The sequence below is a fragment of the Marinobacter sp. PE14 genome, assembly GCF_053566155.1.
The window spans coordinates 573,054-583,870 of sequence record NZ_JBQXNY010000001.1; the positions used below are offsets into that span (position 1 = coordinate 573,054).

The following is a 10,817-nucleotide window of genomic DNA, read 5'->3' on the forward strand; positions in this document are numbered from 1 at the left end:
ATTGAGGACAAAAATCATGATGCGTTTTCTGATGTTAGCGGTTGTTACCTTGGCTATGACCGGTTGCGCCAGCAATGTGGTGACCGACTACAACTCGTCTGTGGTTTTTGGAAATTATTCATCCTGGGCGTTTGCCAGTGGTACCGACTCGTCATCCTTTACATCACTCGACGGCACTCGGGTACGCAGTGCCGTTGAGAGAGAGCTGAATCGCAAGGCGCTGCGACAGGTGCCCGAGGCGGAGGCGGATTTGCTGGTCAGCTGGCAGATTGTGCCGGAAGAGCGGCTTGAGCAGACCGGCGTGGGACTCGGGTTTGGTTTTGGCAGCGGTAACTTCGGCTGGGCACTGTCCGCGCCACCACCGGTGCGTGAGATTGAAGAAGGCAAGCTGGTGGTAGAACTGGCGGACAGCAAGTCCAAGGAAGTTGTCTGGCGTGCAGCCAGCCGACGCTATCTCAATGAAAACCAGTCACCCGAGACCCGGAGAGAATTGATCGACGAGGTCGTGACTGAAATGTTCACCAAGTATCCCCCCGGTCTTGATTGAAAGACCGGGCAAGACAGGAATAGCAGGGAGACGGAATGAAGAAGCGATCTGAGGGCGGTCTGGTTTTTTCGACCGAGCAGGGGCGAATGTGCCCCGATTGCCGCAACCCGATGAATGAATGCAGCTGCACCGCACCATCACGGCCTGCCGGAGACGGTGTCGTCAGGGTGAGCCGGGAAACCAAAGGCCGCAAAGGCAAAGGTGTAACCCTGGTCACCGGCATTCCATTGGATGACAAAGAACTCAAAGCCTACGCCAAGGTGTTGAAAGCCAAGTGCGGCACCGGTGGTACGGTAAAAGACGGTGTGGTCGAAATCCAGGGTGATCAGCGCGACCTGCTGGTTCCATTGCTTGAACAGAAGGGTTGGACCGTCAAGCGCGCTGGTGGCTGATGGTATAACACGCAATTCCCGCATGCTCACGTTACAATAGAGTCCGCGAATAACGAATCCCGAGTTTCACATCAACCGGAATCTGGCCGGAACTCCCCGGGAATATCCTGAGGGATGGCGGGTTCCGTTCGACCGGAGGCAGGCATGCATATACTGGTTTTGGGCGCAGGCGTTGTAGGCACCACCTCGGCCTGGTATCTGCAAAAGCAGGGACACCAGGTAACCGTGGTGGATCGCCAGAATCAGGCCGGCCTGGAAACCAGTTATGCCAACGGTGGCCAGATCTCCGTATCCCATGCCGAGCCCTGGGCCAATCCCTCAGCCCCTTTGAAAGTGTTGAAATGGCTCACCCGCCCGGACGCACCCTTGTTGTTCAGGCCAAGGCTCGATCCAGACCAGTGGCGCTGGGCGCTTTCTTTCCTGGGCCAATGCACCTCGGCCAGGGCCGCTCACAATATTCGCCAGATGGTGAACCTTGGCACCTACAGCCGAAGCCAATTGCAGACTCTGCGTAAGGAGGCCGGCGTAGAGTATGACCACCTAGAGAAGGGCATCCTGCATTTCTACACCAATCCCGCCGAGTTTGATGGCGCTATCGAGCCTACCCGGATCATGCAGGATCTGGGTTGTGATCGGCAGATTATCGATGCAGACCGTGCGGTTGAGCTGGAACCGGCACTCAAGCCGATCCGCAACCGGATTGCCGGAGCAACCTACACCTCTGAAGACGAATCTGGTGATGCGCGGTTATTCACCCAGAATCTCGCAAAGCGTTGCGCGGAGGCCGGCGTAGAGTTCCGGTACGGTACTGAGATCCTGAGTTTTGAGCGTGCCGGCGAGCGGGTACTCGGGGTCCAGACTCTCCATGACGGGGGCTATGAGACCCTCCGTGCGGATGCCTATGTGCTGAGTATGGGCAGCTTCAGTGCGGCACTTGCCCGGCAGTTGGGTATTTTCCTCAACATTTACCCGGCCAAAGGCTACTCGATTACGGTACCCGTGAAGAACGAGGAGGCGGCGTTCAATGTCAGCCTCACTGACGACGAGTACAAGCTGGTTTATTCCCGCCTCGGTGATCGCATGCGTGTGGCGGGCACGGCCGAACTTAACGGCTACAGCCGGAAACTGAACTACACCCGCTGCCGCGCTATCGTGCGCCGCACAGCGGAAGTCATGCCCGAAGCAGGTTATTGGGATCAGGCCGAATTCTGGACCGGTTTGCGGCCTGCGACGCCCTCCAACGTTCCGTACATCGGAAAGAGCCACTTCGCCAACCTCTACCTGAATACCGGACACGGTACCCTGGGATGGACCCATTCCTGTGGTTCCGCCGCGGCCCTTGCGGACATTATTGACGGCCGCAAGCCGGAGGTGGATTTTACGTTTTCCGGTCTATAAAACTGAAAGGGGCCAGATGAACCCCTTCATCTAACCCCTTTTTCCTGCTCCGGTACAGTCTACTGCAGCTGATCCCGAATCAGTTTCTTGTTGATCTTGCCAACACTGGTCTTCGGAATATCTTCCACGAAATCAATATGCTCCGGGATTGCCCATTTGTTGATTTCGCCGCTTTCCACAAACTGCTTCAGGTGGTTCTGGATATCCCCGGCACTGGCTTGCTCACCCGGCTTCAGGGTGACGAGTGCGTGCGGCCGTTCGCCCCATTTTTCATCAGGCACACCCACCACGGCAGCGCCTGCGACGGCCGGGTGCTGGCTGATCAGGTTTTCCAGGTCCAGTGAAGACAGCCACTCACCGCCGGTCTTGATCACGTCCTTGATGCGATCCTTGATGGTGATGGTGTTGTCCGGCTCCATCGAGGCAACGTCGCCGGTGTGAAGCCAGCCACCTTCCCAGAGCTGTTCGCCTTTCTCGGGCTCCTTGAAGTAACCCTGGGTCAACCAGGGCGCGCGGGCCACGATTTCGCCTTTGGCCTCGCCATCGTGGGGGACCGGATTGCCTTCGGGGTCCACAATTTCCATCTCAACCATGGGCGTCGCAATGCCGGTCTTTACCCGGATCGCAGTTTGCTGTTCAAGAGGCAGTTCCATGTCTTCCGGTTTGAGGTGGGAGGCGCAGAGCAACGGACAGGTCTCAGACATGCCGTACGCAGTGTACAGTTTGATTCCGAGCTTGGCCCCGGCATCGCACAGGCCTTTGGTGAGGGCGCTGCCGCCGATCAATACGTGCCAGTTGCTCAGATCGGCCGTCTTGATGGATTCGGTGGCCATCATCATCTGCATGATGGTGGGCACGCAGTGAGAGAAAGTCACTTTGTGTTCCTTGAGCAGATCGACCAGCAGCTCCGGCTCATAGCGGCCGGGGTAAACCTGCTTGATGCCCATCATGGTGGCGGCATAGGGTACACCCCAGGCATGCACATGGAACATGGGCGTCACTGGCATGTAAACCGACGAGGAACGCATCAGCGGCATCTCGTCGAATGACGCCACGGTGCCTGTCATGGCCAGCGTGTGCAGTACCAGCTGGCGGTGGCTGAAGTAAACGCCCTTCGGGTTGCCTGTGGTTCCCGTAGTGTAGAAGGTGGTCGCCACACTGTTTTCGTCGAAATCGGGGAAGTCGAACTTGTCATTGGCCTTGGCGAGCAGGCTCTCATACTCCCCGATAGCATCAACAGGTGCCTTTTTCGCGGCATCGCTGTCGGTGAGCTGAATCCAGGTCTTGACCGTTTTGATCTCGTCTTTGACGGCCTCAATGATCGGGAGGAAGTCGTCGTGCACCAGAACCACATCGTCCTCGGCGTGGTTCATGGTGTAGACGATCTGGTCCGGGGACAACCGTATATTGACCGTGTGCAGAATGGCACCAATCATCGGAATGGCAAAGAAGCACTCCAGGTACCGGGGTGTATCCCAGTCCATCACTGCAACCGTATCACCCGGTTTTACACCGGCATCGGTCAAGGCGTTTGCCAGGCGGTGGATGCGCTCAACCAGATCGGTATAGGTGTACTTGCTGCGGTTAGAGTAGACGATTTCCTGATCCGGATTATAGCGAGGGCCGGAAAGCAGGAGCTGTTTGATCAAAAGTGGGTACTGATAGGCGTTGTCAGCCGGAGATAGGATGCGGGTCTGTGCCATTACTTGTTTCCTCTTTCCCAGTTGTTGGTGTTATCGCGAGAAACAGGAATAAATCTGACACAGATTGGCTGAAACAGGAACCGGTAACAGTGAAAAAATGCAGAGCGAACGGTAGCTTAGATGTGATGTCCGTTTCGCTCTGCGGACGTGCCCGTCAGGGCGGCAGTATTACTCGTAAGTGCAGAGGTATGCGGTATCGATGTCGGTCTTTGCTTTGAAGCTAGCCTGCCCGGCTACGTCAAAACTCTCGCCGGCTCCGTAGGTCATCCACTCCTCCATGCCGGGGAGCAGCACGGTGAGCGCACCGCTTATGACAGTCATGGTTTCTTTCTTGCTGGTACCGAACTCATACTCGCCCGGGCTGATCACACCAACGGTGGCTGGCAGGGTCGAGGTCTGGAAAGAAATGGACTTGGCCTGGCCGTCGAAATATTCATTTACTTGCAGCATGTGCTGGGCTCCTGGAATAAGTTTGGGCGACTACTATACGGGAATTTTGTGCACTTCCAATGACAAAATAATCAGTCTGAGGCGTCCTTACCGTTGTGGGATATTGGTCGCTCTGTTTCAGTCTCAAGTCCGCTGTAAAGCTTGTGAGTGTCTGGATCGTACCGTTCCCGCAGTTCGTCTTTGGTGGTACCGCTCCAAAGCGAAATACCGGTGAAATAACCCGCCCGCCCTATGACATGAGCAGCGATCGGTGCCGTTAACAGGATAAATACGATGAACGCGATCGCCCTTGCGGCGACGGCGCTGTCGGAGAAATGCAGCGCCACCCCGGCCATCGTGAGTATGGCGCCCATCGCGCCCGCTTTGGTGGATGCATGCATGCGTGTTGGCAGGTCCGGCAACCTTACGATGCCGATGGCTGCAAGCACCATGAACGCGGCCCCTGCCAGCAAGAGGATGGAAACGAAAATTTCACTCATCCTTGACGCCTCCGCGCTCCAGGAACCTGGCGAACCCTATTGCCGCGAGGAAAGCGGTGAGGGATATCACGATAGCCACATCAAGAAAACTGGAAACACCGGTATCAATGGCATGAACCCCAACATAGCCAACCACCACGGATGCAATCAGCTCAAGTGCAACCACGCGGTCTGCCAGGGAAGGGCCCCGGGTTAACCGGATGAAGGCAAAAAGTAACGCCAGGGACAGCATGAGATAAACAATATTAATGGCGATTCCAAGCATGGTGGCCTCCTAGCGCATAACCTTGAGGATTCGGTGTTCCAGTTCTCTCAGGTCATTTCTGAGCTGCTCCTCGTCCTGAAGAAACATGGCATGGATGAACAGCACCCGTCGATCATCGGACACATCCAGGCTGAGGGTCCCCGGTGTCAGGGAGATAACACTACTGACAAACATGATTTCCATATCGGTACGTGCCTGTAGCGGAAATGCAATCACACCGGGCTTCATGTGCCAAACCGGCGTGGCGACATCGTAGGCAACCCGCAGGTTGGACTTCACCAGCTCCTTAAGGAAAAAGGCCAGGAAGGCGATCAATCTCGGAATTCTCCGGGAGTAGCCCTTCAAAGCAGGCACCTGGTTTTGTAGAACCATGAGCGCAATGTAGCCAAAACAGAAACCGGCCAGCAGGTTCATGGCAGTGACGCTGCCACTGAGAACCACCCAGGCGATTGCAAGCAGCAGGTTCCAGAACAGACCGATCATTTCGGCATCCCTCCAAGAACTGCTTCTATGTATAGCTGCGGGTTCATCAACTGGTCTGCGGCCGTCTCGGCCAGAACGTAAATGGGCTGCCCGTATAGACCAATAATGAGCGTGCAAGCCGCAAGCCCGACCACCGGCACATAGTAGGCCCAGTTGTGCGCGTCTTTTATCTCGCCATTGAGCCTGCGGACATCGGTCACATGGTCGGGAACCTTTTTCCAGAAGACTTCCGCCCAGATCTTGATCATTGAATACAGGGTCAGCAAACCAACCAGCAGAGCGATGGCCGAGACCACATATTCACTGGCTTCCAGGCTTGCTCTCACCACAATAAACTTGGCGAAAAAGCCGGACAAAGGCGGAATACCGGCGAGCGACAGCGCCGGGATCAAAAACAACAGAGCCAGATACGGGCGCTGACGGTAAACTCCGCCCAGATTCTTCAGCTCATAGCTCCCAAGGAGACGGTAGGTGATGCCGCTGACCAGGAACAGATTCGTCTTCACAATGATGTGGTGCATGATGTAGAACACACCGCCAATCAGGGCCAGAGGCGTGAATAGCGCCAGCCCGAGCAGCATGTAGCCGATCTGGCTGACAATGTGGAAAGACAGGATTCGCCGGAATTCGAACTGCGCCGCCGCGCCGAGAACGCCGGTCAGCATTGTCAGGGCAGCGGCCCAAAGCAGTATGGTGTGTGTGTAGGCGACATCTTGCGTGAAGATCAGCGTAAATACTCGATAGAGCGCGTAAACCCCGACCTTGGTCAGCAGCCCTGCAAACAGCGCTGAGACGGCGACTTGCGGCGTGTGATAGGAGGCAGGGAGCCAGAAAAACAGGGGGAACGCCGCCGCCTTGATGCCGAACGATACCATGAACATCAGGGAGACCACCGTCACCATGCCAGGGTCTTCCACACTGTTCAGTTTTTGGGCGATGTCCGCCATGTTCAGGGTGCCCACCATTCCGTAAAGCAGGCCGACGGCGGAGAGAAAAATAGCCGACGAGAACAGGTTCAGGGTCACGTACTTGATGGCGCCTTCCATCTGGGCTCGCTCTCCGCCCAGGGTCAGAAGGGCAAACGATGCGAGCAGCATCACCTCGAACCAGACGAACAGGTTGAATATATCGCCAGTCAGAAAGGCTCCGGCCACGCCGGCGAGCAGCAGGTGCATCAGGGGGTAATAACCGAATTTTTCATGACCTTTCGGCGTTGAGGCCAGCGAATAGATTGCGATGGCAAGGCCGATAATGCCGGTTAGCACAATCATGATGGCGCCAAGAACATCGGACACCAGCACGATGCTGAAGGGCGCAGGCCAACTGCCCATTTCCACCACCAGAAAGCCCTGATCAATGGTTGAGCGCATGAGCCAGATGCCGGCCGCCAGCAACAGCCCGGTGGCAACAACTGCAAGTACCCGCTGAAGCGTGATAGAGCGCCAGAATGCCAGGGATAGAGCTCCGGCTGTCAGGGGGATCAGGATCGGGAGAACGAGTTCCGGGTTCAAGTATCCGTATCCTTCATCTTGTCCAGGTCATCGGTTCCGACCACTTCGTAGGCACGACGGATCAGAACCACGGCAAACGCCAGGACGCTGAAAGCAATCACAATGGCGGTGAGAATAAGGGCTTGTGGCAGTGGATCGGCCACTGCTCCAACGACTTCACTAGCCCCCTCGGGAATCAGCGGTGGCGCGCCCCGGGTCAAACCCGCGACGACGAAAATCAGAAGGTTGGCCGCATTGCTCAGAATGATCAGGCCAATGACGAGTTTGACGATAGAGCGGCGCAGCATCATGTATATGCTGGCTGTAAAAAGCAGCCCAACGACATAGGCCATCAAGGTTTCCATAACTGAGCCCCCTCCCTGTCAATGAATGCACGGTTCATTCTTCCGACTCCATCAGGCTGATCACAAAGGTCATCAGCGTGCCCAGGACGGCCAGGTACACGCCAATGTCGAAAATCAGAACGGTTGATAGTTTCAGATAGCCTTCACCGGGGAGTGGAACCTCCCACCAGAGTGCGGTAAGCATGGCCTGGCCAGTCCAGAAGGCAGGGATTGTAGAGGCGAGACCGAAGAGCAACCCGGCCGCCAGAATATCCCGAGGGCTGACACGCAGCAGCTTGCGTGTTGATTCAGCACCAAAAGCGAAGGCATAAAGCACAAAAGCACTTGCCGCCACCAGTCCACCGATAAAACCGCCGCCGGGTTCGTCGTGCCCGCGCAAAAGCAGGAACACCGAAAACATTAGTTGTAGCGGCATAATCGCTAGAGCGGCGGTGTGGAGTATGAGCGTGTTGGTTTTCATGGCTTGTGCTGGTCCTCCGCCCTGAGTTTGACCATCGAGTAGACACCCATAGCCGCAAGGCCCAGAACAAAGATTTCCCCCAGGGTGTCTAGCTGCCTGAAATCCACCAGAATCACATTGACGATGTTTTTGCCGAAGGCCAGGCCATAACTGTTTTCAATGTAATAACCGGAGATACTGTCGAAGTACTGGATATCCAGTACCGCAAGCATCAGCAGGGTCATGATCGCGCCGGCAAAGACCGCCACCGCCAGGTCCCGATAACGTTCCCATGGCGATGAGAGGTTGACGAAAGGCGGCAGTTTGAAGAGCACCAGAACCAGCAATATCACTGTCAGGGTCTCCACCAGGAGCTGCGTGATGCCAAGATCCGGAGCGCTAAAGTGGATGAATATCAGGGCCACCCCGAAACCCAGTACGCCGACTGAGGCAACGGAACCCAGCCGGGACCGGGTGACACTGGCAAAGACGGTTGCTGCGACAATAAGAAGAGCGATGCCAAACTCGTAGAAGTAGCCATTGCTGAAATCGAAATCCAGCTGAAAGCCGTGGCGGGTGAACAGCGTGTAGCCCGTCAGACCGAAAGTGACCAGAACGAGGATCAGCAGATAGATGCCTAGAACCCCGTTCTGCAGCACTCGGGTTTGCCAGCTTGCAACCTGGGTGATCCCGAGCATGAATCGGAAATAGCCCGCCTCCGGACCAAAGCGGCTGGTGGTCGTGTTGACAGCGTAAAGCGTCGGATGCAGTCGCTGCCAGGTTACAAAAAGCAGGGAGCCCGCCAGGAGGCTGGCGCCAGACAGCATCAATGGAACATTCACTCCGTGCCACAGGGCCAGAGCCGTCTTTACCCCAGTGCCATAGACGGATGAGACTGTGGCATCCAGTACGAAGATTGCGGGCAAAAACGGCGCCACGCCAAAAATCAGCGCCAGAAGGGTCAATACTGCCGGGCCTATCAACATGGCGACGGGCGCGTCGTGGAGCTGTTTCGGAGTGGTGCGAACGGGGCCGAAAAACGGCTTCAGGAAAACCAGTCCCGCTACGGCCACGACCAGAATCGAAGAAGCGACAGCCGCTGTCAGGAGCGCCCAGGGCCATACCGGCGAGTTGATAACCGACTCGAACATCAATTCCTTGGCAACGAAACCGAAGAGTGGCGGAAGCCCCGCCAGCGATAATGCAGCCAGCCCGGTAATAACCGCGGTCCTGGGCATGCTGCGCCAGAGCCCGCCCATTTTTGTGATGTCTTTGGTGCCTGTTTCGTGGTCCAGTGCGCCCGCAAGCATGAACAGGGCGCCCTTATACAGCGAGTGCGCCACCAGAACGCAGACGAAAGCGATGATCGCCTTTTCTGTGCCGATTCCGATGAGCATGGTGAGGGTGCCCAGCGCCATGACCGTCGAGTATGCGAGCACCTTCTTGATGCCGGTGCTACTGAAGGCCAGGTAGGCGCCAGTGAGCATGGTTGCAGCGCCAAAAAACATCAGGGAGTTGCTCCACAGCGCATCCCCGTCCATGGATGAATTCAGGCGGGCCAGCAGATAGACGCCGGCTTTGACCATGGTCGCCGAGTGCAGGTAGGCAGAAACGGGGGTAGGCGCAGCCATGGCATTGGGTAACCAGAAGTGAAATGGTACCTGCGCAGATTTGGTGAAGGCTCCGATGAGTATGCAAACCGCCGCCGCGGTGTAGTAACCATGGTCGTGAATGGCGAGATCGGATGCCAGTATCTCGGAGAACGAATAGCTCCCTGTGATGAAGATCAGGAGAATCAGACCGGCCATCAGTACCAGGCCGCCTCCCGCTGTGACGAAGAGTCCCTGCAGGGCGCATTTCCTGGCTTCTGCATCTTCATGGTTGAAGCCGATCAGCATGTAGGACGTGATACTGGTCAGTTCCCAGAACACGAAAAAAGTGATGAGGTTATCGGATAACACCAGCCCCAGCATCGACGCCATGAACGACAGCATGATGACGTAAAATCGGGCGAGATCCTTGTGGCCCTGGAGGTAGGAACCGGCATAGATCAGGATAAAGGTTCCGATACCGCTGATCAGAAGCGCGAAGACCAGTGCCAGGCCATCAACCATGAAATCCAGCGAGACGCCGAGTCCGGGCATCCACTGGTTACGAATCAGAAGAGTTTCACCGCCGCTGACCGCCGGGATCAGGCTGGCAAAATAGGCCGTGAGCAACGCGGGGAGAAGGGCCAGCACCCAGCCAATGTGTTTGCCTGCCACGCGATAGAGCGCGGGAACCGCCACAGCCAGCAAAAATCCCGAAAGCACAGCCAGTAACATCATTCAAGGGTGCTCCTTTAAGACCCAAGTTAAAACGTCCTGCAGTTAACGGCGGTTTTTATAATCAGTATTTAATACGATTCCTTGGCACAAAAAGTTCTTGGAATTGTTGATTGAATTACTGGTCCCAGGGATGGCCCCGGGTGTTTTCTGTGGTGTTAACCTTCAAATGCATGGCAGCTTTTGCCAGGAAGTTGGCACTCACAGGCGCCGTCATGAACAGAAAGGCGGTGATCAGGAATTCCTCGATACCAATACCCTGTCCAAGTGTGCTGAAGTAGATCACCGAGCTGATCACGATAGCGCCCACTCCAACCGTGGTGGCTTTGGTGGGGCCATGAAGGCGAGTAAAGAAGTCAGGTAGGCGAGCCAGGCCAATAGCGCCGATCAGGGTAAATGCGCCGCCGATGATCAAAAGCAGGCAGATGGCGAATTCAGCGTAGGGGTTCATCGGGTGTTTCCTCCTGGAGCATTTGTTTGCC

13 protein-coding genes are annotated in these 10,817 nt (G+C 56.2%); 3 read left to right on the plus strand and 10 right to left on the minus strand.

Annotated elements, in window-relative coordinates; all coding sequences use genetic code 11:
* The first annotated feature begins 19 nt into the window (after positions 1 to 19).
* The 3 genes from ACWJ62_RS02820 to ACWJ62_RS02830 all read left to right on the plus strand — a co-directional run bounded on the left by ACWJ62_RS02820 (position 20) and on the right by ACWJ62_RS02830 (position 2,337).
* Complete coding sequence (locus tag ACWJ62_RS02820) at positions 20 to 547, plus strand: DUF4136 domain-containing protein (RefSeq protein ID WP_205424954.1); 528 nt, start codon at positions 20 to 22, stop codon at positions 545 to 547.
* A gap of 35 nt (positions 548 to 582) precedes the next feature.
* Positions 583 to 939: a translation initiation factor Sui1 gene (locus ACWJ62_RS02825; RefSeq protein WP_449284839.1), complete on the plus strand. Its 357-nt coding sequence runs from the start codon at positions 583 to 585 to the stop codon at positions 937 to 939.
* A 114-nt stretch (positions 940 to 1,053) separates the two neighbouring features.
* Positions 1,054 to 2,337 (plus strand): D-amino acid dehydrogenase, encoded by a 1,284-nt coding sequence (locus ACWJ62_RS02830; RefSeq protein WP_275898192.1) that lies wholly within the window; start codon positions 1,054 to 1,056, stop codon positions 2,335 to 2,337.
* A gap of 59 nt (positions 2,338 to 2,396) precedes the next feature.
* Here the strand turns inward: ACWJ62_RS02830 and ACWJ62_RS02835 are convergent, their stop codons facing one another.
* The 10 genes from ACWJ62_RS02835 to ACWJ62_RS02880 all read right to left on the minus strand — a co-directional run bounded on the left by ACWJ62_RS02835 (position 2,397) and on the right by ACWJ62_RS02880 (position 10,786).
* On the minus strand, positions 2,397 to 4,040 hold the full coding sequence (locus ACWJ62_RS02835) for a fatty acid--CoA ligase (protein ID WP_449284840.1): 1,644 nt from the start codon (positions 4,038 to 4,040) through the stop codon (positions 2,397 to 2,399).
* 168 nt (positions 4,041 to 4,208) lie between these two features.
* Positions 4,209 to 4,490 carry a pyrimidine/purine nucleoside phosphorylase gene (ppnP, locus tag ACWJ62_RS02840; protein ID WP_088827498.1) on the minus strand — a complete coding sequence of 94 codons (282 nt, stop codon included), beginning with the start codon at positions 4,488 to 4,490 and terminating at the stop codon, positions 4,209 to 4,211.
* A gap of 71 nt (positions 4,491 to 4,561) precedes the next feature.
* Positions 4,562 to 4,969, minus strand: a complete 408-nt coding sequence (gene mnhG, locus ACWJ62_RS02845) for a monovalent cation/H(+) antiporter subunit G (RefSeq protein WP_449284841.1) — start codon at positions 4,967 to 4,969, stop codon at positions 4,562 to 4,564.
* Positions 4,962 to 5,234: a monovalent cation/H+ antiporter complex subunit F gene (locus ACWJ62_RS02850; protein WP_014577875.1), complete on the minus strand. Its 273-nt coding sequence runs from the start codon at positions 5,232 to 5,234 to the stop codon at positions 4,962 to 4,964. Before ACWJ62_RS02850 ends, mnhG begins: the two co-directional genes overlap by 8 nt.
* A gap of 9 nt (positions 5,235 to 5,243) precedes the next feature.
* Complete coding sequence (locus tag ACWJ62_RS02855; protein ID WP_014577874.1) at positions 5,244 to 5,717, minus strand: Na+/H+ antiporter subunit E; 474 nt, start codon at positions 5,715 to 5,717, stop codon at positions 5,244 to 5,246.
* Entirely contained in the window at positions 5,714 to 7,228 is a 1,515-nt protein-coding gene (locus ACWJ62_RS02860; RefSeq protein ID WP_449284842.1) for a Na+/H+ antiporter subunit D, read from the minus strand. The genes ACWJ62_RS02855 and ACWJ62_RS02860 overlap by 4 nt, the downstream gene beginning before the upstream one ends.
* On the minus strand, positions 7,225 to 7,572 hold the full coding sequence (locus tag ACWJ62_RS02865; RefSeq protein WP_014577872.1) for a Na+/H+ antiporter subunit C: 348 nt from the start codon (positions 7,570 to 7,572) through the stop codon (positions 7,225 to 7,227). Before ACWJ62_RS02865 ends, ACWJ62_RS02860 begins: the two co-directional genes overlap by 4 nt.
* A gap of 34 nt (positions 7,573 to 7,606) precedes the next feature.
* A complete protein-coding gene (locus ACWJ62_RS02870; protein WP_062781697.1) occupies positions 7,607 to 8,032 on the minus strand; it encodes a Na+/H+ antiporter subunit B in 426 nt (141 codons plus the stop codon).
* Positions 8,029 to 10,338, minus strand: coding sequence for a putative monovalent cation/H+ antiporter subunit A (locus tag ACWJ62_RS02875; RefSeq protein WP_449284843.1), 2,310 nt, complete (start codon positions 10,336 to 10,338; stop codon positions 8,029 to 8,031). The genes ACWJ62_RS02870 and ACWJ62_RS02875 overlap by 4 nt, the downstream gene beginning before the upstream one ends.
* A 115-nt stretch (positions 10,339 to 10,453) precedes the next feature.
* Positions 10,454 to 10,786, minus strand: a complete 333-nt coding sequence (locus tag ACWJ62_RS02880; RefSeq protein WP_014577869.1) for a Na+/H+ antiporter subunit G — start codon at positions 10,784 to 10,786, stop codon at positions 10,454 to 10,456.
* Positions 10,787 to 10,817 lie beyond the last annotated feature (31 nt).